Genomic DNA, 23,245 nt, shown 5'->3' with positions numbered 1-23,245 from the left:
GGCGATTCCGGAAAACTGCCCAAAATCGGTCACGATAAAACGGAATGCGCGGTCACCATCATCCAGAACAGACGGTCACGTTCAAACGGAATGGGCGGTCACGATAGGGCGGAATACGCAATAGCCGCCGCGCGCTTGGATTAGTGTGGGAAACTTCCCGCTGGATGATGCTTGGGTTAGCGCTCTGCACCCTGGTGGCGGGAGTGCTGCCCGCGGTGGCGGCCTGGGTCGGGCAGTTAATTGTCGATGGTGTGGTGAATGCCATGGAGACACACCGCGAAGCCAACGATCCCAATTTGCTGGTTTCTATTACGCCGGTGTTGAAACTGGTGGGGTTTGAAGCGCTGATCATTGGATTAATTGCGCTGGCCCAGCGCGGCCTTTCGGCCCAGCAGTCGCTGTTAAGAGCGCTACTGGGTCAGAAGGTCAACGTGATGATTCTGGAGAAAGCGGGCACGCTGTCACTTAGCCAGTTTGAGGATTCAGAGCTTTACGACCAGCTCACGCGAGCACGGCGTGAGGCCTCTACGCGCCCACTTGCGCTGGTGAATAAAACCTTTGGGCTGCTACAAAATGCGATCTCGCTGGGCAGTTTTGGCGTACTGCTGGTGCAGTTTTCCCCTTGGGCACTGCTGATTTTAGTAGCTGGCGCCCTGCCGGTCTTTATCTCGGAGGCCAAATTCTCGGGCGATGCCTTCCGGCTGTTTCGCTGGCGCTCACCCCAAACCCGTATGCAGATCTATTTAGAGACAGTACTTGCACGGGAAGACAGCATTAAAGAGGTCAAACTGTTTGGTCTTGAAGGGTTATTTCTGCAGCGCTACCGCGATATTTTTACCCAACTGTTTGCAGAAGATCGTCGTTTAACCCTTCGCAGGGAAAGCTGGGGATTTCTGCTCGGATTGCTCGGCACCTTAACGTTTTACGCTGCCTACGGCTGGGTGGTGATTGAAACCATTGCAGGGGCACTGACGTTGGGTCAAATGACCATGTATTTAATGGTTTTCAAGCAAGGCCAGGCGGCGCTTTCCGCCAGTCTTACCGCCATTAGCGGCATGTACGAAGATAACCTTTATCTATCCAATCTTTATGAATACCTGGAGCAACCGGTTGAGGCCGAAAACGGTACGCTAACTCAGGGTGCACAACCTGGGGATGGGCTGCGCTTTGAGAATGTTAGTTTCTCTTACCCTGGCGGCGATTCTGTTCTCCAAGATCCGGTTCTACACGATATTTCGCTGCACCTCTCCCCTGGGCAAAGCTTGGCGTTGGTGGGTGAAAACGGCTCTGGCAAGACCACCCTGATCAAACTTTTGACGCGACTCTACCAACCTACTCAAGGTCGCATTCTATTAGACGGTAGCGACCTACGTGACTGGAGCGCTCAAGCACTACGTGAGCGTACCGGCGTCATCTTTCAGGACTTCGTGCGCTATCAGCTACAGGTTGGTGAGAACCTTGGCGTTGGCGATACCCATGCCTTTGACGATGAGCAGCGCTGGCAGCAAGCCGCACGGCACGGCATGGCGGACGACTTTATTACCCGCATGGGGAATGGCTACAAAACCCAACTGGGCCGCTGGTTTAAAAATGGCCAGGAGCTCTCCGGCGGTCAGTGGCAGAAGATTGCCCTCTCCCGTGCCTATATGCGCGAAAATGCCGACATCATCGTGCTTGATGAACCCACGGCAGCGATGGATGCCGCCGCTGAAGCTGAAGTCTTCGCCCGCTTCCGCGAACATAGCCGCGATAAGATGGCGATACTGATCTCGCACCGCTTCTCCACAGTACGCAGTGCTGATCTCATTTTAGTGATCGACCAAGGGCATATTATTGAACGTGGCACCCATGAAGCGCTGCTGGAAACTAATGGGCGTTATGCAAAGCTATTTAAGCTTCAGGCGAAAGGTTATCGTTAACTTTACTGTTGACGCACATATAAGCATCGGTTAAAAGAAAAGAGCTACCATTTTAAGGTAGCTCTTTTCTTTTAACGAGACCTTCTCATGCGCTGGCAAATCCGCGTTACACAAATGAATAAACTGCATCGCATTATTAATAATGCGGTACCAGCTTATTGTCATCGCGCGCCAGAGATGTATTGAGAAAATTGGCCGCGGCAGGTGTCGCGGCCATGTGTTTTATCGTTACTTTTGATGCTTCCTGACCGCGATGTTGCCCGGCCTCCTAACCAAGGAGACCGACCCCATGACAATGGCAACAATCATTCGCAAACTGGTTAATGCTTTTAACCATTATCGTACTCAGCAGCGCCTTTACGAAGACCCGCGCTTACACGACCCTCATGTACTAAAGGATATCGGCCTACGCTGGGAGCAGGGCCAATTGGTATCTATTCACGGTATAGAGGAGGCAAGTCAGTTCAACCAACGCCATCAGATTGAAACTCGCGATGCTTATGAAACGTGTCCACATTGCGGGAGTAGTTTGGCGTAGCTGTCGCCTCGGTCACAGGGAGTGACTGGGGCGTCTTATCGTCAGAGAAAATGGCAGAGATATAGCCAAATCGACCAATACAAGAAACTTGGCTCAAGCGGCTTGGCTATATCCCTGCTTAGCGCCTGTATTAGTGGTACGCCCTTTACGTGTGTAACTCCCTTTACCCTTTTTAGGGGTTTGCTGCTGCATTTTAAACATCGGCGTTCTTAGCTGCGCTTTTAACGCGTTATCTTGAATCTTGCGCTGTTTCATCATGTTCTCCGCTAATTTAAGGATGCCTGCCAATGGCAAGCATCCGTTAAGACAGCTATTAATTTTTAGCGTTCCACGTTTTGCCTATTCCGAGTTACTTATTCAATCAGTTTACTCATCCCAAGCGGGCGCGAAATCTGGGTTAGCAATACGCTCTTGGCGATCCAACATGGCAATATCGGCCATTTCACTGTCGCTTAGCACTAAATCAAAGGCAGCGATATTGCTTTGAATATTCCGCGCCTTGGTGGAAGACGGAATAGTGATCATATTGCGCTGGTTTACCCAGGCCAAGGTAATTTGCGCAGGTGTTACGCCATGGGCGTCGGCAATTTTCTGAAGAGTCGGATCTTCCATTACTTTGCCCACTGCCAATGGCATAAAGGCGGTCACCTGAATATTTTGGTGCTCGCAGTGATCAACTAATTTACGGTTTTGAAGAAAAGGGTGAACTTCGATCTGATTGGTCAGAATTTCACCTTTACCCAGAATACTAATCGCTTCGTCCACCTGTTCGCAGGTGAAATTGGAAATACCGATATGGTGCGCTTTACCTTCTGCTTTGACTTCTTTAAGCGCCGTCAAATAATCTGCCATCGGCACTTCATTATTGGGCGACGGCCAGTGAATCAATAACAAATCAACGTAACCTGTGCCCAGCTTCTGAAGGCTTTCGTCTACGCTGGCCTTCAAAGTGGCGGGTTCCAGGTTGTCAAACCACACCTTGGTGGTAAGAAAAATATCGCTGCGGTGCACGTCGCTGTCACGAATCGCCGCTCCCACATCCGCTTCGTTACCATAAAACTGGGCGGTATCGATGTGCCGATACCCCGCCTCAAGCGCCACATGAATACTCTGCTTGAGCGTCTCGCCTTCCAGGCGAAAGGTACCGAAACCGGGGTTAGGCATTACATTTTGCATCATTAACGCCCTTTTCTATTGATAGCGTGTTAACTACATGGGGTGGCAACCGCCCCACTTCAACCCCGTTGCCTGTTGTTTCCAGACCAACAGCAGCGCCGTCAACGCAATAACAAAGTGATAACCACTATCGCCAGCGCCAGCGACACACCTTTCCAGAACAGTACCGGGTCACGTTCTAGCAGTGGTAACTGGGCGCGCTTAAGCATTGCAGGGCTTGGCGAGCGCAGCTCAAAGATAAACTCCGACAGCGCTGGGTAGCGTTTGTGAGGGTTGGGGTGCAAGGCTTTTTTGAGCACCTCATCCACCCAGGCGGGCAGTTCACGGTTTTCGCTGAGTGCCGATTGATAGGCAAGTTTATGCTGTGCCGCCGGAGTGCGGGTTTTAGCCACTTCGGTACCATAGGGCAACGTGCCGGTTAGCATCTGATAGGTGATAACGGCGAGGGAGTATTGATCCGCACGCGGCGACCCACCTTCGCCCAGAAAATACTCCGGTGCGGTGTACTGGGCGGTGCCTAAAATATCGCCGCCAGCAAGGTCCTCGCCCGCTGCTTCGGCGATGCCAGCCACTTTGGCGGCGCCAAAATCGATCAGTTTTATTGTGCCATGATTATCGATCATGACGTTGTCGGGGCGTAAATCCTGGTGGAGCATTTCCAGGCGATGGAAAGCGCGAAGGCCTTTAGCGATCTGCTCAATGATAGGTCTTACAGTGGCTAAGTCGGCGTTAGGGTGATCGTGCATCCACTGGGTCAGGGTTTGCCCTTCGATATATGCCAGCACCGTATAAAGGTAGTGACGAGGGTGTTCTTGCGCGGGGGCTTTTAGCACGTGGGCATTGTCAATTCGGCGGGCAATCCACTCTTCTCGCACAAACCGCTCGATGCTTGCCGGGTCTTGGCTTAGCTCGGTGGAAAGGGTCTTCAGCGCCACTTTATGGCCGCTTGATATCTCTTCTGCCAAGAAGACATGGCTGCGGCTACTGGCATGCAGTGAGCGCACGATGCGATAGCCGTCCAGCTCGCTTCCTGCGCGCAGTTCCGGCGGCTGGGGTAGCGCACCAAGTGCTGCATAAAGCTCATCCGCACGGCCGTCGGGCAGCGTCTCAATGCGCACAATCTGCACCGTCAGATTATCATCACTACCGTTATCGATTGCCGCGGTAATCATCGCCTCGGCGGCGGCGTCCAGGTCGCTCCAGTGGACATGAATCAGTTCCGCCATATCGGTCGCTGTCAGCCACTCATAAACCCCATCGGTGGCGAGCACAAACACATCGCCTGCACTAATCGATACCGCACGGTAATCCAGCTCCAGATGCTGACCAGCGCCCATGGCGCGGCTTAAATGACTCACTTCCCGTGACGCCCAGAAGCGGTGATCTTCGGTCAACGGCTCCAGCGTATTGCCTGCCAGCTGGTAGATACGGCTATCGCCGACATGGAATAGATGCGCAGTGGTGGATTTGATCACCATCGCACTCAAGGTACATACATAGCCGCGGTCAAGATCGTAGCGGTACTGGCTTTGTCGGGTTTGGGCGTAAAGCCATGCGTTGGTGGCCTGCAGTACCCGCTGGGCCGAGGTTTTCACCGCCCAGGTGGCCGGGGTAGCGTAGTAGTCCGTCAGAAAGCCGCCCACCGCTGCTTCACTTGCCTCTCGGCTCACCTCGCTACTGCTGATCCCGTCCGCCAACGCAATCGCGATGCCTTTGGTGGCGCGCTGGGATTCATTGGGCAGGTAAGCGCCATAAAAATCCTGATTGCTTGGTTTGCGCCCTTTATCTGAGTGCTGGCCTAGCGAAATGGTCAGCGCTGCCATCGGTTAACGAGCACCTTCGCTGGAACGACATACGGCGGCTAGCTCAACGGGCGATGTGGCGACCCTTTGCACCACGCTGCCCACCACAATCAAGCAGGGAGATGGCAGAGGGTGGGCAGCGAGTTTTTCGGGCATATCCTCAAGTGAGCCCACCAGCGACTGCTGTTCGGGCTGGCTGGCATTGGCAACTAGCATGATGGGCCACTCATCCGGCAGACCCGCCTGACGCAGGCCGTGGCAAATTGCACTCACTTTGGAAAGCCCCATGTAAAACACCAGGGTTTCATCTTTGCGCGCCAGTGCTTGCCAGTCCGGCGTGCCGTCTTCGCGGCATAGCTGGGCGGTAACAAAGCGCAGCTGCTGCGCATGGCCACGATCAGTGAGCGGGATACCCATGCAGGCCGCGGCGGCAGAGGCCGCGGTAATTCCCGGCACAATGGCGGCTGGCACCTGGGCGGCGGCCAGGGCATCCAGTTCCTCGCCCATGCGCGCAAACACCGCCGGGTCGCCGCCTTTCAGGCGCACTACCGATTTCCCTTCGCGGGCGAGTTTTACCATCAGCTCACCGATTTCCGCTTGCGGTACGCTGTGGTGGCCGCGGGCTTTGCCCACGTAGTAGCGCTCGCTGCCGTTGGGAATTAGCGCCAGCACGTCATCGCCTACCAAGCGGTCATACACCACGGCATCTGCCTGCATTAACAGCCGAGCGGCCTTGAGAGTTAACAGCTCCGCATCACCACTGCCTGCACCGACCAGATAGACCTGACCGGCGTGGCACTCGCCATGCAGCGGCAGGCGTAAATCAGTGTCACTTTTGCGACCCAACGACGACCGCACTGGTGACGACAATCGCATAAAGGCGTTAAACCACTTCAGTAGCAATGGGTTGCTTAGTGCGCGCATTGGGCCGCTCCTCTTCAATCAGTGATTTCAATTCAGGAATACAGCTACCGCATTGGGTGCCGCAGGCAAGTCTCGCGCCCAACGCTTCTACGCTGGTGTCGCCTGCACGAATGGCGTTGGCAATAGTGGTTTGGCCGACCTGGTGGCAGCTGCACACCACGGGGCCAGTATCAGCAGCGCCGTCATCGCAGCCCGCTAATAAGCGGCGGCGGTGGGTATCGCTTAGCGCCGCCTCGTTAAAACGCGCTTCCAGCCAAGCCAGCCCTGGCAACTCTTTGGGTGGGCCAACCATCAGCCACCAGCGCAGCTTGCCATTTTCCACACAGGCGGCACGCAGCCGGCCGTTAGTGGGGTCTTGGCTGACCACCACTACTTCCCCAGGCAGCCACTCTTTCAACTGCGCCAACCAATCGTTAACTGACTGCGTATGGGCAAGTTGCCAGCGCTGGCAGCCGCGCATGGGTATAAGTGTCCAATAAGCACTGGTGCACCACGGCGTCAACTCAGCGGCGCCATCGGCGACTAACAATGTGGCCTGCCACTCCGTGGCAAGCGGGGCCAACGCCACGGCGCCGTGCTTTGATTCCGGCTGCCCGGAGAGCGGATCTGTGATGCTGCCGATTAGCGCGCTACTTCTGGCCTGCTGGGTAAAACAGTCAGTCCAGTGGATGGGTACAAACACCTCGCCGCGGCGCTGGGCATTGGACACCCGCACCCGAGCACGAAATTCACCCTTTGCGGCGCTTAGCACCGCCAAGCCTTGATCTACCACACCGGCGTCCTGAGCGTCATCAGGATGCACGTCCATGAACGGCTCCGCGCGGTGATTCATCAGCCGCGGGGCGCGCGCAGTACGGGTCATGGTATGCCACTGATCACGGATTCGACCGGTGTTTAAACGCAGCGGATAGGCGGCGCTGAGCGATTGTTCAGGGCCCTGTGGCTTAACCGCCAACAGTTTGGCACGGCCATTGGCCGTGGCAAACTCACCATCTTCAAACAGGCGCGCGGTTCCCTGCGGCGCTCGAGCCGTCACCGGCCACTGAACCGGCACCAAGGCATCGTAGTCTTTCCGGCCCAGGCCCACCAAGCCCGAGATATCGAAAAGCCGCTTCGGGCTGCCGGCTAGCCCATTTTCAAAGCCAGACAGACGGGCGTGTTCATCGAATATTTCCCAAGGGTGCGAGTATTCAAACGCCTCGGCAAACCCCAGCCGCTTGGCCACTTCGGCGATGATCCACCAATCATGGTGAGCTTCCCCTGGGGGTGGCAGCATCCCCCGCTGGCGGGAGATCCGCCGCTCGGAGTTGGTCACGGTGCCATCTTTTTCTGACCACCCCGAGGCTGGCAGCACGATATCTGCATAAGGCAGCAAATCAGTATGGGCGGCACACTCAGAGACAATCACCAGCGGGCATTTTTCCAGCGCAGCGCGTACTCGCGCGGCATCGGGCAGGCTAATCGCGGGATTGGTGGCCATTACCCAGAGCGCTTTTATCTCGCCTCGCTCAATGGCTTCAAACAGTTCCACCGCTTTATAACCCGGCCCTTCCGGCAGGATGGGCGTGAGATTATCGGTCGCCCAGAAGCGACTGACCAGATCAATGGCGCCGGGGGTGTGGTAATCCATATGCGCAGCTAGCTGGTTGGCCAGCCCGCCTACTTCGCGCCCACCCATGGCATTGGGTTGACCGGTAATCGAGAACGGCCCTGCCCCCGGCAAACCGATTTTTCCGCCCGCTAGGTGGCAGTTAATAATCGCATTGCATTTATCGGTGCCGCTGGCGGATTGGTTAACGCCCTGGGAATAGAGCGTGACCACATGCAGTTGGCTGGCAAACCAGTAGTAGAAGGTTTCCAGACGCTCAGGGTCGACATCGCAGGCAGCCGCTACTTCCGCCACCGAGCCAGCGGTTTGTTGCGCTGCCGCCAGGGCCTCTTCAACGCCTTCGGTGTGACGCTCAAGATAGAGGGTATCGAGCTTGCGACGCTTTGCCATCCACGCCAGCAGGCCATTAAATAGGTAAGCATCGCTGCCCGGTTTAATCCCCAGGTAGAGGTCAGCGATTTCGCAGCTATCGGTCACCCGCGGGTCAATGACGACCAAGCGCATCAGTGGGTTGCGCTCTTTAGCAACTTTAATGCGTTGGTAAAGCACCGGATGGTTCCAGGCCAAGTTGGAGCCCACCAGCACGACCAGCTCCGCCTCTTCCAAGTCTTCGTAGTTGCACGGCACCGCATCTGCACCGAAGGCACGCTTATAGCCAGCGACCGCAGAAGCCATGCACAGTCGCGAGTTGGTATCTAAATGAGGGGTGCCCAAGAAGCCTTTAAACAGCTTATTAGCGATATAGTAATCTTCAGTTAAGAGCTGCCCCGACAGGTACGCCGCTACGCTGTGATTGCCATGCTCGGCCCGCTGAGCGTTTAAACGCTCAGCGGTGATGCTCAGTGCGGACTCCCAGGAGACCTCGACGCCATCTACACGCGGATGCGTCAGGCGGCCCTGCTCGCCCAACGTTTCATGTAGCGCAGAACCCTTCACACACAGCCGACCATAATTCGCAGGGTGTTCACGGTCGCCTTCTACAGCGCTTAGCGTGCCTGCTTCAATGGTCGCCGTCACGCCGCAGCCGACGCCGCAGTAGGGGCATGTGGTTTTGGCCTGAGTCATAGCTACTCCTCGGATTCCTCATTAGCGCCAAGCATAAAAAAACGCCCAGTCCCGTTCTCTAATGCGCTATATAAACGCATTAAGAGAAGAGGGCTGGACGTCGTTGCCACAGCGCACCTTCTTCGGTGCAGTACGGTTTGCAGTACTTTTTTCAAACAACTGCAAAATTTTTAACAGCTACACATTTTTTCTAACGGCTACTTATTCTTCTAATAACGGCTTTGGAGTTGTTCGCTGCCATCGCCAAACAATGAGCGCTTATCCCTTGTTAACTCACTTATTGCCTTGATATCTGCAAGAGCCAAGCCGACAACCGGCCTATTGAAAATTAACTAATTAAAAACAAATAGTTAAAAAATAAAAGAGCATCACGCAATGCTCTTTTTGGCACTGTGGCCACGCTAAATGGCGTGTGAGAGTGCACGCCACCTCCCTTTTCGCACCATCGCTGTGCAGCTTGCTCAAGCAGCGACGCGTCCGCACCTCCTCCCTTACTCCTTAAACACCTGACATGCTTGAAAAAAAAGTGATTAATAGCCAGTTGGCTAGCTCCTTGCTTTATACACGGTAAGGTTTTTAATCAGCTGGCAGCCAATGGCGGTTGCCGCGCGTTTAAAGCATAGATTTTAAACAACGCTATCGGGCAACGACGCCCCTGATGCTCCCCTTTTCTACACATCGTGGAAAGGAAGGTGCGTTAGGGGCGTTTTTTGTTTGGTGCTCAAGAAGCCGCAAAGACACAGAGGAGCCACCCATGGAAACCACTTCCCGGTGCTCACACAATGACCATCTCAATGACCATCTGGTGATTATTGGCAACGGTATGGCCAGCCACCGCCTGATTGAGGCGTTGGTAAAACTACCCACGCGCCCTCAACACATCACGGTGATTGGCGCCGAGCCAACTCCTGCATATAACCGTATTCTGCTCTCGCCACTGCTGGCTGGCGAGATGAATCAGGATGCACTCACTCTGCGCGATGCTCAGTGGTACGAGGACCAGGGTGTCACGCTGATTCTTGGCGAAAAGGTCGACGCCCTTCATCGCGACCGCCAAACCGTGGTCACCAACACCGGCCGCACGCTGCCTTATGACCACCTAGTGCTTGCTACCGGCTCGCGCCCAGCGATGCCCGATGTTCCCGGTATTGAGCTGGCGGGCGTGCACGGCTTTCGTGACTTGCAAGATGCTGATGCGCTGACCGACATCGCTCAACGTGGAGGCGAGGCAGTGGTGATTGGCGGCGGTCTGCTAGGCCTGGAAGCTGCCGAAGGGCTGCGTAAGCGCGGCAACGATATCAGCGTCAGCGTGCTCCAGCGCAGCGAACGGCTAATGAACCGCCAGCTGGATACGACCGCCTCACATCTGCTTGAAAACGAACTGGCCCAGCGCGGCTTGAAGATTGTTACCAGCGCCCAGTTAGCACGTCTAGAAGGCGACGCCCAAGGACAGGTCAGCAAGATTCATCTTGATGATGGCCGCCAACTGGCTGCCACGAGCGTCATTATCGCGGCGGGCATTACGCCTAACGCAGCCCTTGGCCACCAAGCGGGCCTAACCACCGAGCGCGCTATCGTGGTGGATGAATTTCTCACCACCAGCGACCCGGCGATCTCAGCGCTGGGCGAGTGCTGCCAATTTGATGGCACTACTTATGGCTTGGTGGAACCGATCTGGCGTCAGGTGGAAGTACTCGCCGCCCGGCTAGGTGGCACGCCTACCCTTGGCTACACGGATGTCCCCAGCGCCACCAAACTTAAAATCAGCGGCGTGGCGCTCTACGCCTTTGGCCCCACCGAGGCCAGCGCCGAGCACGAAGTGCTGAGCTACCACGATATTGAGCGCGGCGACTACCGCCGCCTGCTGTTGCGTGACGGTCAAATAGAGGGCGCGGTGCTTTACGGCGACACCAGCCAAGGCCCTTGGTACTTCGAGCAAGCGCTAGCAGGTAGCAACCTGAATAACTGCCGTCAGGCACTGCTCTTTGGCGCCGCCGACGTTAGCGCCCTACAGGCAGCCCAAGGCGATTCTGGCACTTCTCATCTTCCTACTTCAGAGGCGGCATAACGATGGTTACTAATAATGTTACTAACGACGTTACTCAGAACATGACTACTCCTGAACAGCTCATCATTATCGGCAACGGCATGGTCGGCCATCACTTGGTCGAGCAGCTCGTCGATAACGGCGCCCTTGAGCGCTATCAGGTCACCGTGTTTGGCGAAGAGCGCCACCGCGCCTACGATCGGGTACATCTATCTGAATACTTCAGCGGCCGTGATGCCGACTCCCTGGCGCTTTGCGAAGCGGATTACTACGACGTAAGCGGCGTGGAGCTGCGCTCTGGCGAGGCCGTAATCGAAATCGACCGCAACGCGCAGGAAGTGGTCACCGACCAAGGCCGTTACCCGTATAACCGCCTGGTGCTGGCCACCGGCTCCTTTCCCTTTGTGCCGCCGATTCCTGGTAATGACCGCGATGGCTGCTTAGTGTACCGCACCCTGGACGATTTAGACGCCATCCAAGCCGCCGCCGAAAACGCGACTACCGGCGTAGTGGTGGGCGGCGGCCTGCTCGGTTTGGAAGCGGCTAATGCGCTGCGCGGCCTAAACCTGGATACCGCCGTGGTGGAGTTCGCGTCACGCCTAATGCCCATGCAGGTGGATAGTGAAGGCGGCGAGCTGCTGCGCGAAAAAATCGAAGCGCTGGGCGTACAAGTACTCACCGAGCGCGCCACCCAGCGTATAGAAGATGGCGAGGCGAGCCGTCACCGCATGGTCTTCCAGGACGACAAGGTGTTGGAAACCGACCTGATTGTGTTCTCGGCCGGCATCCGCCCCCGCGACCAGCTAGCCCGCGACTGCGGCCTGGAGATTGGTGAGCGCGGTGGCATCGTGGTGGATAATCAGTGCCTGACCAACGACCCGGCTATTCTCGCGATTGGCGAAGTCGCACTATGGAACCAGAGCATTTTTGGCCTGGTAGCACCGGGCTACCAGATGGCCAAAACGGCGCTCTCCACGCTAACCGAGGGCGACATCCACTTCGGTGGCGCGGATATGAGCACCAAGCTCAAGCTACTGGGCGTGGATGTAGGCTCGATTGGCGATGCCCACGGCAACCAGAACCCCGGTGCGCGAATGTTTCGCTACTTGGATCCCATCAAGCAGGAGTACCGCAAGCTGGTAGTCTCCAGCGATGGTAAAAAACTACTGGGCGCCATGCTGGTCGGCGACAACGGCGTTTACGACACGCTGCTGCAGTACTATTCCAATGGTATTGAGCTGCCCGATGAACCCGCCTCGCTGATTCTTCCGCAAAGCAGCGGCGCCGCGCCCACACTCGGCCCCGGTGCGCTGCCGGAAACCGCCACCATCTGCTCTTGCCACAACGTCACCAAGGGCGATATTTGCGCCACGATTGACGACGGCGCGGTAGACCTTGGTGGCGTCAAAGGCGCCACCAAGGCCAGCACCGGCTGCGGCGGCTGCACCGCGCTGCTCAAAAGCGTGGTAGATCACGAGCTGGAAGCCCGAGGCGTGGAAGTCGATAAATCGATTTGCGAGCACTTCGCCCATACCCGCCAGGGGCTTTACGATATCGTTCGTGTCGAGGGCATTAAAACCTTCACCGACTTGATTGAAAAACACGGCAACGCCGACACTCACCGCCTGGGCTGCGATATCTGCAAACCCGCCGTAGCGTCTATTCTGGCCTCCTGCTTTAACGAGCCGATCACCGATGCGGCGCATATCCCGTTGCAGGATACCAACGACACCTTCATGGCCAACATGCAGAAAAACGGCACCTACTCGGTGGTGCCGCGTGTGGCTGGTGGTGAGATTACGCCCGATAAACTGATCGCCCTGGGCGAAGTGGCCAACAAATATAGCCTCTACTCCAAGGTGACCGGCGGCCAGCGTATCGACTTGTTCGGCGCGCGGCTGGAAGACCTGCCGGATATCTGGAGCGAGCTGATTGCGGCAGGCTTCGAGACCGGTCACGCCTATGGTAAATCGTTGCGCACGGTGAAATCTTGTGTGGGTAGCACTTGGTGCCGCTACGGCGTGCAGGATAGCGTTGGCATGGCGATCCAGCTGGAGAACCGATACAAAGGCCTGCGCTCCCCTCACAAGATCAAGTTCGGTGTTTCCGGCTGCACCCGCGAGTGCGCCGAGGCCCAGAGCAAAGATATTGGCATTATCGCTACCGAAAACGGCTGGAACCTCTACGTTTGCGGTAACGGCGGCATGCGCCCGCGCCACGCCGAACTGTTCGCCACTGACCTGGACGACGAGCAGCTCTACCGCACCATTGACCGCTTCCTGATGTTCTACGTGCGCACCGCTGACCGGCTGCAGCGCACCTCAGTATGGCGTGAAAATCTCGACGGCGGCCTGGAGTACCTCAAAGAGGTGATTCTGGAAGATAGCCTGGGTATCAACGACGAGCTGGAGCGTCAGATGCAAACCGTGGTGGACACCTATCAATGCGAATGGGCAGACGCCATTAGCGACCCGGAAAAACTCAAGCGCTTCCGCAGCTTCGTCAACGACGACCGTCCGGATCCGTCAATCATTATGACCTCCGAGCGCGGCCAGCCACGGCCTGCCCAGACTACTTCTCACTGACGCTTTTGAATAGCTATAGAAGAGGCAACCCATGACCGCAACGGCACTGAAAAAAGAGATGGATATGGCGGATGTTCAAAATAGTAAGGCATGGCAAAAAGCCTGCACCAAAGCCGACCTAGTCGCGTTCTCCGGCGTCGCCGCCTGGCTGGAAACCGCCGACGGCCCCGCTCAGGTCGCTATTTTCTACTTGCCCGGGCTGCGAGGGCAGAGCGATGAACTCTATGCTCTCGATCATCATGACCCCTTCTCGAACGCCAACGTAATCGCCCGAGGCATTGTCGGCGACCTTAAAGGCGCCCCAGTAGTCGCCTCGCCTATCTACAAGCAACACTTCCGTCTTGAAGATGGCCAGTGTCTGGAGGATGAAAGCGTCAAACTGCGCACCTGGAAGATCGAATTTAAAGGTGATGAGGTGTGGGTTGAGGGGTAAAGGGGTTATTTAGCCCGATAAAACGACAACGCCGCCTTCAGGGCGGCGTTGTCGTTAGCAGGCGGTAACTCTCTCAAACGTTATTCATCCAGATGCTTATTCATCCAACCCCTAATCATTCATAAACTGAATCAGCGCCTGATTAAACGCATCTGGGTGCGTGGCATTCAGGCCATGCGGGCCACCCTTGATCACTTCCGTCTTCGCGTTGGGCAGTAGCTCCTGGGCCCGCTTGCCGCTGACCTCAAAGGGCACGATGCCGTCTGCATCACCGTGCAGCACTAGCGTGGGAATATCGATCTTAGGCAAGTCTTTGCGGAAATCGGTGTAGCTGAAGGCTTTGATGCAGTCGTAGGTCGCTTGGGGTGATGCAAAGGCGGCAATATCACGATGATACTGACGATTTGGTTCACTGATTAAATCGCTGCGCTCACCGGCAGCAAAGAAGTTCTTGGTAAACTCTTCCAGGAAGGCGATACGGTCGCCCTTTACTCCCTCCAGGAACTGATTGATCGTCGCATCGTCCAGGCCACCTTCGGGGTTGTCGTCAGCTTTATATAGGTAAGGCGGCACAGCAGCGGCAAACACGGCTTTACTCACCCGGCCAGTGCCGTAGCTTGAGAGGTAGCGGGCCACTTCGCCGCCGCCCATGGAAAAGCCCACTAGAGTGGCATCGTGTAGATCCAGCGTGTCGATCAGCTTTTTAAGGTCTGATGCGAGCGTATCGTAGTCGTAGCCGCCATCGGCCTGCGTCGACCAGCCAAATCCCCGGCGGTCATAGGTCACGACTTTATAGCCCGCCTCAACGAGCGCTGGCACCTGTTTTTCCCATGAACGGCCACTGAGTGGCCAGCCATGAATGAGTACCACGGACTTACCTGCCCCACGTACTTCGTAATAAAGCTCTACCGGCGTGCCCTGCTCCGTTCCTACGCTCAGCATTGGCATCGTCTCACCCTCCTGTTTGGCTTAACGTGAATCAAATAAACGTGCTCTAAGGTTAGTAGAACTGGCGGTGCTGTCCAAAAGAAGGCTTGAGCAGTCTGGTCAGAAACAGGGCGAAAGACATCGGCACGGCGCCGTCGATAAGTCGCTAACAAAATTGCTATGCTTAGCGGCTATTTATACGGTGTGCACACTGGAGCAGAAACGTTCGTGAAGACAGAATCGAGTACCTTGGCCTTCTCCGCTTTTATGGCGCTGCTCATTGGCTGTGCAGGCATCGTGGCCACGCTGGCCTCTAACTCTCAAGCGATCTTACTGGATGGGCTATTTAATCTGATCTATTTCAGCGTTGCCCTCGTAACCATTAAAGTCAGCAAGCTTGCCAGCCGCCCGGATAGCGAATCCTACCCTTTTGGCTATAGCTACTTCGAGTCGCTGGTCAATCTTTGCAAAGGGCTGCTGATTTTAGGTGTATCCATTTTTGCACTGGTGGATGCTGTCGCTGCGCTACTAACAGGCGGTCGTGACATTGCCGCTGGGCTTGCCGTTATCTACGCTCTTTTTGCCACTGCGGCCTGCTCGCTTACCGCCTGGGTGATGCACCGCAGTCAGCGCCATGTCAGTAGCCCTCTGGTGGCGGCAGACAAACTCAACTGGCTAGTCAACAGCGTCATTTCTGCCGCCGTACTCGCGGCGTTTTGTCTGGTGATGCTGTTTGAACACCTGGGCTGGCAGGCCATTTTGCCCTACGTGGATGCGGTATTGGTGATTGCGGTGGTGGTGCTGTGTTTGGGCGTACCGGTGCGCATGGCTTCCCAAGCGCTGCAGGAACTGCTTAACAAGACCCCGGAAGAGGCCATCGCAGCCCCCGTCCGCCGCGCCGTTGCGAATGCCCTGGCGGGCACTGACACGCAAGAGGTACGCGTGCGCATGGTTCGCCCTGGCCGCCTGCTGTATGTGATGGTGCATGTGGTATTGCCAGAGGAACCCGATCTAACCATCGTTCATCAAGATGCGCTGCGCGCACGGGTCGATGAAGAAGTGCGCCATTACTATTCGCTGGTGGTGTGTGATGTGGTGTTTACCGCCAACACCCGCTGGGCCGCGCCCTCTTGCGGGCTGCTGGTCAAAAAAGGTTAGCTTGAATGACCGTCGATCACGTGAGCGCTCTGCGCAGCAAGGCGAACGCTGTAATCACACCGCCCAATAGCGCAAAACCAAACAGCGTTAGCGCCAGGGTATGCCCCACTGCATCAATGAGCACTCCGGTCGTGATCACCGGGAGGCTGAAGCCAACATACGCCATCAAAAAATAGCCTGCGCTGGCCTGAGGCGCGGACGCATCGGCCGCTGCCAACACACCACTCAACCCACCCAGGTAGATAAACCCATAGCAAGCGCTGCTGGCAGCCACCGTGCCCAGCAGCACCGCTGCCAGGTAGCCTTGAACGGCTCCCCAGGCGATTAGCGCATAGGCCATCGGCAAAATCACCAGCCCCAGTCGCGTCGCGCTTCGTGGTGTGAACCTTCTTGCCCAAGGCTGAAACAGCACGCCGCAGCTGCAAATACCGAACGTGGCGAAGCCGCTCCAGGCGGATAAACCGTGTCGCTGCAGGGCAGAAGGGAGTATCGCAATCACTAACCCCACCGTCGCCCAGGCCAGCAAAATAGCCAATCCAAAGGCAAAAGCGCCCCGAGGATAGCTGGGCAGACGCAGCAGCGAGCGCTTAGTGTCACTCGGCGGGCTATCCTCCAGTGTGGTGACCGCCACTAGCGCCAGCGCCGCGGCGACCAGGTAAATCCATAGGCTGGGCGGCGACACACTGGGGGTATGAAAGAGAAACAGGCTGGTGACCGCTGCTCCCAGGCCAAACCCAAGCGAGGTGCTGGCCGTCACGTAATTGGTGGCGAGGCGATTATCATCCCCATCCACGAGCAGTTGCATATACGCAGGCGCCACTGCCGACGTTAATCCCATGCTAATACCCAACAGGAAGCGGGCAACCCCTAGTGCCACCAGGTTGGGAGCTATCAAGATCATCGCCGTCGCCATCAGGCTTAACAGTAGTGCAGCAATGATCATTGGCTTGCGCCCCACCCGATCTGCCAAGCCATTTAAGCCCAGCAGTACCGGCAAGACACCCGCCACATAGCAAGCAAAGGCGAGCGTGGTTGCCCCTACCCCCAAGCCGTCGCGCGCCGCCAGTGCATCGTAGAGCGGCGCCTGTAAATTAACTGCCGTGGTAATCATGCACAGCGCAAAGGCCAGGCCAACAGCGCTATGTTGGGCGATGGTTCGATTTAAAGCGCGATTCATAGCGTTATCCTAAATAAGCCAGTATTTGTACCACTAAGCTCCCACGCTTGCCGATCACCGGTAAGGTACACTTAACCACCACTTTCAAGACACTGTTCCGCCCTTTCCGAGAACAGTTGTGAGCCACAGGGTCAGCTATGAAGCTTAAGGTTAACCGCGACGCCCCCACGCCCATTGCACAGCAGATTGAAGCCGGTATTCGCACCTGGATTGCAGCGCACGGTGCCGGTGGTGGCCGCCGTTTACCCTCTATTCGCCGCTTAGCCGCGACCCATCACATTAGCCGTAACGCGGTGATTGACGCCTACGAGCGCTTGGTGGCTGCCGGTTTGGTGCGCTCACGGCCTGGGTCAGGTTTTTATGTGGCGGATAGCGCAGCAGCACTGGTATCGCAACCAGCAGCTACGAGCAGATTGGAAGAGGTCACCAATGGCCTGTGGGGGCTTTTCAGTGCCAACGAGCACACGCTCAAGCTGGGCTGCGGCTGGCTGCCCAGTGATTGGCGCGAGGGCGACGACCTGACCCATGCCATTCGCCAAGTCGCGCGTAAAAGCCGCTCGGGAATTTTCGAGTACAGCACGCCCCAGGGGCCAGAGGAATTGCGCGGCTTGATCCAGGAACGCCTGCGGCCCCTATCGATTACCGCTAATGCCGAGCAGATTGTGATGACCGGCGGTGGCAGCCACTCGCTGGATCTATTGGTAAGGATGCTGCTTGACCCGGGCGATGTGGTGTTCGTGGAATCACCGGGTTATTACAACTTGTTCGGCCTGCTGCACTTGCAGCGCATCCGCGTGATTGGCGTACCGCGATTGGCAGATGGGCCAGATATCGAGCGCCTGGAGGCGTTACTGGCGCAGTACCAACCCAAGCTTTTTTATATTAACAGCGTGTTTCATAACCCCACCGGCAGCACCCTCACCCCAGCGGTGGCTCACCGGGTGTTGCAGCTCGCCGAGCAGCACGATTTTCAGATTATGGAGGACGATATCTACGCGGATTTTCAGCACGCACCGACGACTCGCCTAGCGGCCTTAGACGGTTTGAATCGGGTGCTCTATCTTGGCAGCTTTTCAAAAAGCCTCTCCTCTTCGCTGCGGGTAGGCTTTATCGCCTCATCCCCCTCTCTGGTGCAGCGCTTGGTCGATATTAAGATGCTGACCAGTATTTCTGCGTCGCGCTTTGCGGAGCAAGTGGTCACTACCATGCTGCAGAACGGCAGTTATCGAAAGCTAACCGAGCGGCTGCGCACCAAGCTCGCCAATCAAATGGCGTTGGCGCTAGGTATTCTCAAAAAGGCAAACTGGGAGGTTTATACCGAACCGACAGGGGGGATGTTTGTGTGGGCCAAGCCACCGGCCGCCATTACGCCAGAGGCGCTGTCTGAGCTGGCTGACCGGTGCGAGGTAATGCTGTCACCAGGACATCTATTCTTTGCGGATCATCAACCAACCCCCTGGCTCCGGCTAAACGTTGCCTATATGCAGGATCCCAGGGCGAAAGCGTTTATTGATACAGTCCGTTGAAACTACCCTTCCTTGACCTCTTTCACTGGCCATACATCGGCATCCACAAGCTCTGGGCGTTTCAGTATGGCAGGGTCAAATAGTGGTTCTTTAATACCTTCACGGCGCTGGCGCTCATAGTCTTTCAGCACGGCTACGGCGATTGGCCCCATGATTAGTATCGCAAACAGGTTAGTAGTCGCCATCAGCCCCATCGCCAGATCGGCAAAGTCCCAGACGACACTCAGTTCAGCCACCGACCCGAGCAGCACCATGACGATCACAATCACCTTGAACACGCTCACCGCTTTTGCGGCGTGACGGCGGAACAGGAATTCGATATTCACCGCCGAGAACGAGAAGTTGGCCAAGATTGAGGTAAAGGCAAAAAACAGAATCGCCAGCGCAATGAATATCTCACCAAACCCGCCTAGATGATCCACCATGGCATCCTGGGTTAGTTGAATACCTTCAATACTATCGCCCGGCGACTCCGACATCAGCCGCTCATAAACACCAGAAAGCAGAATCACAACCGCCGTGCAGCTACAAATCACGATGGTATCGACGAACACGCCGAAAGATTGCACTAAACCCTGGGCCGCCGGGTGTTTGACGGACGCCTGGGCCGCCGCATTCGGGGTGGAACCCATGCCCGCTTCATTGGAGAACAGGCCACGCTTGACGCCGTTTTCCATTGCCGCTTTGATCGCATAGCCAGCCGCGCCACCCACCGCTGGGCCAAGCCCAAAAGCACTCATCACAATCAGCGAGAGCATGTCGGGCACGGCAGAAAGGTTGGTGACCAGTATCCAAAGCGCCACGAGCAGATAAGCAATCGCCATCGCTGGCACAATTTTCTCAGCCGTACGCGCTACCGACTTGAGGCCACCATAAATGACAAAGCCTGCCAAGATGGCAATCACTACGCCAGTCAGCCAATTGGGAATGCCAAAGGCTCCGTTCATCCCTTGCGCGATGGTATTGGATTGCGCTGCATTAAACGCTAAGCCATACGCAATAATCAGAAACACCGCGAACAGCGCGCCTAACCAGCGCCAGCCCAGGCAGCGTTCAATATAGTAAGCTGGCCCACCACGGAATACGCCATCCTCGTTACGATGCTTATAGACCTGGGCCAAGGTCGACTCGATAAACGCGGTGGCAAAACCCAGCAGCGCGGTCACCCACATCCAGAAAATCGCCCCCGGCCCGCCAATCCAGAGCGCCAGAGCCACACCAGCTAGATTGCCGGTTCCGACTCGCGCTGCCATCGACGTCGCAAAGGCCTGAAAGCCACTGATACCATCCCCAGCCCCGCGGGCAGAAAACGTCACATACGCCATGTGCCTGAACAGACGAAACTGCATACCTCGGGTCATGATGGTAAACAGCAGGCCAGCGCCTAACAGTAGATAGACAAGAATGTAGCTCCAGATAAAGTTACTGACAGGCATCATGATGGTATAGAGACCATCGCGCAGCGGGGCAATGAGTAATTCGAGGGTCTCCATGGGAATGCTCTCCAGTTAGCGTTTGTTCACACCCGGGTTCCCAGAAAATCCAGGAAGTACCCTAGCCCGAGGTGTTGAAATGGCAGCCGAAAACACGACGCCACCCCCCCCGATTCTAGCCAGTTTTTGTACCAGTCCCAAAAAACGCGCATAAAAAAGCGGCCCGCAGGCCGCTTAGCGTGTTCAACGCAGCGTGCTGCGCTTCTTCAAGCCGCTGACGATCTTCATGTTACGGCAGCGACTACCGGATTACTTTTTTATAGGTACTTAGCAGCTTTTCTGGGTGCCAAAATAGCCATCAGATAAGCACAACCCAATGAAATAAATAATTTTTCATACGTCAATCACATAATCTGACTTAAACAACTCAGGCGTGAACTCATAGGGATAACCACCGGGGTTGGCGATAACGCGCGTACCGTTACGCAAAATATCTACTGGTTCATGAACATGCCCATGCACCCATATGTCCATTTTGCCCATTAGCTGAGGCAAGTTTGAGGCAAACGCCGGGGAAAGAGCGTCGCCCAAATATTGACCGGGAATACAGTCGTGCAGCGGCGCGTGGTGGCTAATGACCACTTTTGGCCCGTTAAACGGCTGAGCAAGAGCATTTTCTAGCCAGCCAAGCGCCTCGCTATGCAATTCCTGACTCATTTGAGGCGTCAAGGTCACGCCTGGCGATGATTGGACAATCTTAAAATCGGGCATATAACGCAGTGCTTTTGACTCGGTATGGGCAGGGTTTTGGGTCGGGTCATTGGCATAGAGCGCGAAGTCCGTCCACAGTGTTGTGCCGTAAAAGCGCACGCCGTCGAGGGTTACCGCGCGATTATCCAAAAGCTCGATATTGAGGCGTTCGGCTTCGCGCGCCAACTCTTCACGCAGCTGCGGCATGCATGTTCCGTAGAACTCATGGTTGCCAGGTACATAAATAATGGGCCTGTCCGGGAATCGGTGACGCGCCCAGGCAAGCCCTTCGCTCTTGCGATGGATATCGCCAGCTAGAATCACCACGTCGGCGTCCACTTCTGGCAATTCACGGCTGCCGTCGAAAAACTCCAAGTGTAGATCAGACAAAATACGCAGGCGCATAAGGCTCCTTGTGGCTTTCATCACTATAGCTAGCGTTCAACAAACTGGTGGACCAAACTCACTACATCGGCTTCACATTCACGATGAGGGACATGGTGAATATTGGCCAGCATTTCGCCGTGTGCAGGGCCTTTGATATAGCGAACCATACGCTCCGGCTGACGGTGCGAGCCATACTCATCTTTCTCACCATGAATAACTAAGCTGGGACACGTCACCTGCGCCAATGCTGACGTTAATGACCAGTTTTCAAACGCTGGATTTAACCAGGTTTCTGTCCAGGCATTGAGTACCCAACGGGCTTTATCACCATGATATTTTTCCAGCTTGGCAAGCTGTTCTGGCGCCTGAAATACCCCTTTGGCTTCCACAATACCGTTTCGCGTTCGTGCTTCGTTAAACGCCTGGGCAGAGATGGTAATCAAACCATCGCACTCATCGGCATATGCCCCCGCGCAGTGAACAGCCATACAGCCGCCTACGCTATGCCCAATGGCAATAAAGCGCTTAATACCCAATACATCACGAAGGACAGAGAAACCTTGAGCCGGTTCATCATCGATAAAACTCAATGGCAACGTGTCGTGGCGGGCATCAGACCGGCCGAAACCAAGGCGATCATAGGCGACTACGGTGCGCTGGGTGGCTGAACACAGCGCCGCAGGAAAGCTACGCCATAGCTCAACGCAACCTAGTGAGTCGTGCAGCAGTACGATAGGGCTTTGTTCAAGGGACGCGGCACTGGCTGGTTGCCAGACACGTGTAAATAGTCGCCCCTCTGGGGCATCTATCATGCTGTCATGGTGTACAACCGAGGCGGAAGAGAGATAAGTCATTAGAAGATACTATCGTTATTTTTAGTCTTTTATTAACAATAACATATTTTATTTTAAGCCTGTTCCCCTTTACCTAGAGGTTTTTATAACAACCTTTTATGCTGCATCGCAGCATAAAGAGGCTATACTTCATATGTAGTCCCATTAGGAGGACCATATTATGACGTTTCTCATACCCTCCCCTGCACGCGACAATGAAGTTCTGGAGTTTTGGGGCTTGAATGCCCAGTGGCATCGTGCCGCAGCCGAGGCGCTGAAAGCCTATTTAGGTTAATTCAGGTGCTTTTGACTCTTTAAGACTAAAAGATAATCACCGAAGCCGGGGGTCATTCCCGGCTTTTTTATGACTATGAAAAACTTTTTCATTCAAATGGATAGAGGTATTAGTAGGCTAATTGTAAGCATATGCTTACACAAAATGGCAAATTACCTACATCATTTGGACTACCCGAAGCTCGAAAAAGCCCTTATTATTCTACCCAGAACTAAAATGCTGCTTCGCATAAATTAATTTGTGTACAAAAAAGGCTATAAATAAGGCCTTTCACTTAACCTCTGAAAAGGAGTGGACGCTATGCAACACTCAGTGAATCAAGGACAGACAAGGGATGCCGATATTATGGAAGTATGGGCACACCGCGCACGGCAACAGCGCGCGGCCTTTGACGCGATCAAGGCCTACTTAGGCTAAAGGGATAAGTAGTTAACACTATTCATACGCCTCGTCTCCGCGAGGCGTTTTATTGTGTAGTTTTATTAGGGCGTTTTGCTGTAACGCTTACAGCCAGTTAGATTCTGGCGCATCGACGCTATCTAAGTGCTTATTCAAAATTAATCGCGTGATCAGCTTCATAGCTACCCAATAGCCGGTGTACCTCTTCACAGAGGTGATCAAACGAAAGGTAAGCACTCAACGGCAGCCATGCGTACTTCAT

General features: G+C 55.5%; 17 protein-coding genes and 1 pseudogene. 7 read left to right on the top strand and 11 right to left on the bottom strand.

Features of this window, described 5'->3' with window-relative positions; genetic code table 11:
- The first annotated feature begins 164 nt into the window (after positions 1 to 164).
- Together V8L70_RS20900 and V8L70_RS20895 are read left to right on the top strand one after the other, a co-directional pair.
- A complete protein-coding gene (locus tag V8L70_RS20900) occupies positions 165 to 1,919 on the top strand; it encodes an ABC transporter ATP-binding protein (protein ID WP_101148035.1) in 1,755 nt (584 codons plus the stop codon).
- Between the two features lie 289 nt (positions 1,920 to 2,208).
- Positions 2,209 to 2,457, top strand: coding sequence for a hypothetical protein (locus V8L70_RS20895; RefSeq protein WP_101148034.1), 249 nt, complete (start codon positions 2,209 to 2,211; stop codon positions 2,455 to 2,457).
- Positions 2,458 to 2,550: 93 nt separating this feature from the next.
- Here V8L70_RS20895 and arfA read toward each other — a convergent pair whose 3' ends face one another.
- From arfA to V8L70_RS20870, 5 genes are all read right to left on the bottom strand, one after another.
- Positions 2,551 to 2,745: an alternative ribosome rescue factor ArfA gene (arfA, locus tag V8L70_RS20890; RefSeq protein WP_246286880.1), complete on the bottom strand. Its 195-nt coding sequence runs from the start codon at positions 2,743 to 2,745 to the stop codon at positions 2,551 to 2,553.
- A 78-nt stretch (positions 2,746 to 2,823) separates the two neighbouring features.
- Positions 2,824 to 3,633: a 2,5-didehydrogluconate reductase DkgB gene (dkgB, locus tag V8L70_RS20885; RefSeq protein ID WP_101148032.1), complete on the bottom strand. Its 810-nt coding sequence runs from the start codon at positions 3,631 to 3,633 to the stop codon at positions 2,824 to 2,826.
- Between the two features lie 101 nt (positions 3,634 to 3,734).
- A complete protein-coding gene (locus V8L70_RS20880; protein WP_336270525.1) occupies positions 3,735 to 5,456 on the bottom strand; it encodes a bifunctional protein-serine/threonine kinase/phosphatase in 1,722 nt (573 codons plus the stop codon).
- 3 nt (positions 5,457 to 5,459) lie between these two features.
- Positions 5,460 to 6,359 carry a uroporphyrinogen-III C-methyltransferase gene (gene cobA, locus V8L70_RS20875; protein ID WP_336270524.1) on the bottom strand — a complete coding sequence of 300 codons (900 nt, stop codon included), beginning with the start codon at positions 6,357 to 6,359 and terminating at the stop codon, positions 5,460 to 5,462.
- The gene (locus tag V8L70_RS20870) at positions 6,319 to 9,033 is read right to left on the bottom strand and encodes a nitrate reductase (RefSeq protein ID WP_101148029.1); all 2,715 of its coding nucleotides are present in this window, start codon (positions 9,031 to 9,033) and stop codon (positions 6,319 to 6,321) included. The genes cobA and V8L70_RS20870 overlap by 41 nt, the downstream gene beginning before the upstream one ends.
- Before the next feature lie 754 nt (positions 9,034 to 9,787).
- Here V8L70_RS20870 and V8L70_RS20865 point away from each other — a divergent pair.
- The 3 genes from V8L70_RS20865 to nirD are packed head-to-tail and all read left to right on the top strand — an operon-like array spanning position 9,788 to position 14,098.
- Positions 9,788 to 11,101 (top strand): NAD(P)/FAD-dependent oxidoreductase, encoded by a 1,314-nt coding sequence (locus V8L70_RS20865; RefSeq protein ID WP_101148028.1) that lies wholly within the window; start codon positions 9,788 to 9,790, stop codon positions 11,099 to 11,101.
- A 41-nt stretch (positions 11,102 to 11,142) separates the two neighbouring features.
- On the top strand, positions 11,143 to 13,665 hold the full coding sequence (nirB, locus tag V8L70_RS20860) for a nitrite reductase large subunit NirB (RefSeq protein ID WP_336270526.1): 2,523 nt from the start codon (positions 11,143 to 11,145) through the stop codon (positions 13,663 to 13,665).
- A 31-nt stretch (positions 13,666 to 13,696) separates the two neighbouring features.
- Complete coding sequence (gene nirD, locus V8L70_RS20855) at positions 13,697 to 14,098, top strand: nitrite reductase small subunit NirD (protein WP_101148027.1); 402 nt, start codon at positions 13,697 to 13,699, stop codon at positions 14,096 to 14,098.
- A gap of 111 nt (positions 14,099 to 14,209) precedes the next feature.
- Here nirD and V8L70_RS20850 read toward each other — a convergent pair whose 3' ends face one another.
- The gene (locus V8L70_RS20850; protein WP_336270523.1) at positions 14,210 to 15,046 is read right to left on the bottom strand and encodes an alpha/beta fold hydrolase; all 837 of its coding nucleotides are present in this window, start codon (positions 15,044 to 15,046) and stop codon (positions 14,210 to 14,212) included.
- A 207-nt stretch (positions 15,047 to 15,253) separates the two neighbouring features.
- On the opposite strand from V8L70_RS20850, the gene V8L70_RS20845 reads away from it, so the two are divergent.
- Entirely contained in the window at positions 15,254 to 16,183 is a 930-nt protein-coding gene (locus V8L70_RS20845; RefSeq protein WP_336270522.1) for a cation diffusion facilitator family transporter, read from the top strand.
- Between the two features lie 16 nt (positions 16,184 to 16,199).
- On the opposite strand, the gene V8L70_RS20840 is transcribed toward V8L70_RS20845, so the two are convergent.
- Positions 16,200 to 17,360 (bottom strand): MFS transporter, encoded by a 1,161-nt coding sequence (locus V8L70_RS20840; protein WP_336270521.1) that lies wholly within the window; start codon positions 17,358 to 17,360, stop codon positions 16,200 to 16,202.
- 137 nt (positions 17,361 to 17,497) lie between these two features.
- Here V8L70_RS20840 and V8L70_RS20835 point away from each other — a divergent pair, with 137 nt between their 5' ends.
- A complete protein-coding gene (locus V8L70_RS20835) occupies positions 17,498 to 18,886 on the top strand; it encodes an aminotransferase-like domain-containing protein (protein WP_336270520.1) in 1,389 nt (462 codons plus the stop codon).
- Positions 18,887 to 18,888: 2 nt separating this feature from the next.
- On the opposite strand, the gene V8L70_RS20830 is transcribed toward V8L70_RS20835, so the two are convergent.
- The 4 genes and pseudogenes from V8L70_RS20830 to V8L70_RS20815 form a co-directional block, all read right to left on the bottom strand.
- Positions 18,889 to 20,379, bottom strand: a complete 1,491-nt coding sequence (locus V8L70_RS20830) for an alanine/glycine:cation symporter family protein (RefSeq protein ID WP_176304913.1) — start codon at positions 20,377 to 20,379, stop codon at positions 18,889 to 18,891.
- Between the two features lie 333 nt (positions 20,380 to 20,712).
- Positions 20,713 to 21,474, bottom strand: coding sequence for a metallophosphoesterase (locus V8L70_RS20825; RefSeq protein ID WP_336270519.1), 762 nt, complete (start codon positions 21,472 to 21,474; stop codon positions 20,713 to 20,715).
- A 29-nt stretch (positions 21,475 to 21,503) separates the two neighbouring features.
- Positions 21,504 to 22,310: an alpha/beta fold hydrolase gene (locus V8L70_RS20820; RefSeq protein WP_336270518.1), complete on the bottom strand. Its 807-nt coding sequence runs from the start codon at positions 22,308 to 22,310 to the stop codon at positions 21,504 to 21,506.
- Positions 22,311 to 23,131: 821 nt separating this feature from the next.
- Positions 23,132 to 23,245: pseudogene (locus V8L70_RS20815) on the bottom strand (IS630-like element ISHsp2 family transposase); the annotation flags it as partial.

The organism is Vreelandella arctica, assembly GCF_037070215.1.
GTDB lineage: Bacteria > Pseudomonadota > Gammaproteobacteria > Pseudomonadales > Halomonadaceae > Vreelandella > Vreelandella arctica.
This window is presented reverse-complemented; position numbering and strand designations above follow the sequence as displayed.

Excerpts from the sequence above, each read along its gene's own strand:
- V8L70_RS20900 (WP_101148035.1), top strand. The coding sequence starts at position 165 with ATGATGCTTGGGTTAGCGCTCTGCACCCTGGTGGCGGGAGTGCTGCCC.
- V8L70_RS20895 (WP_101148034.1), top strand. The coding sequence starts at position 2,209 with ATGACAATGGCAACAATCATTCGCAAACTGGTTAATGCTTTTAACCAT.
- dkgB (WP_101148032.1), bottom strand. The coding sequence starts at position 3,633 with ATGCAAAATGTAATGCCTAACCCCGGTTTCGGTACCTTTCGCCTGGAA.
- V8L70_RS20880 (WP_336270525.1), bottom strand. The coding sequence starts at position 5,456 with ATGGCAGCGCTGACCATTTCGCTAGGCCAGCACTCAGATAAAGGGCGC.
- cobA (WP_336270524.1), bottom strand. The coding sequence starts at position 6,359 with ATGCGCGCACTAAGCAACCCATTGCTACTGAAGTGGTTTAACGCCTTT.
- V8L70_RS20870 (WP_101148029.1), bottom strand. The coding sequence starts at position 9,033 with ATGACTCAGGCCAAAACCACATGCCCCTACTGCGGCGTCGGCTGCGGC.
- V8L70_RS20865 (WP_101148028.1), top strand. The coding sequence starts at position 9,788 with ATGGAAACCACTTCCCGGTGCTCACACAATGACCATCTCAATGACCAT.
- nirB (WP_336270526.1), top strand. The coding sequence starts at position 11,143 with ATGACTACTCCTGAACAGCTCATCATTATCGGCAACGGCATGGTCGGC.
- nirD (WP_101148027.1), top strand. The coding sequence starts at position 13,697 with ATGACCGCAACGGCACTGAAAAAAGAGATGGATATGGCGGATGTTCAA.
- V8L70_RS20850 (WP_336270523.1), bottom strand. The coding sequence starts at position 15,046 with ATGCCAATGCTGAGCGTAGGAACGGAGCAGGGCACGCCGGTAGAGCTT.
- V8L70_RS20840 (WP_336270521.1), bottom strand. The coding sequence starts at position 17,360 with ATGAATCGCGCTTTAAATCGAACCATCGCCCAACATAGCGCTGTTGGC.
- V8L70_RS20835 (WP_336270520.1), top strand. The coding sequence starts at position 17,498 with ATGAAGCTTAAGGTTAACCGCGACGCCCCCACGCCCATTGCACAGCAG.
- V8L70_RS20830 (WP_176304913.1), bottom strand. The coding sequence starts at position 20,379 with ATGGAGACCCTCGAATTACTCATTGCCCCGCTGCGCGATGGTCTCTAT.
- V8L70_RS20825 (WP_336270519.1), bottom strand. The coding sequence starts at position 21,474 with ATGCGCCTGCGTATTTTGTCTGATCTACACTTGGAGTTTTTCGACGGC.
- V8L70_RS20820 (WP_336270518.1), bottom strand. The coding sequence starts at position 22,310 with ATGACTTATCTCTCTTCCGCCTCGGTTGTACACCATGACAGCATGATA.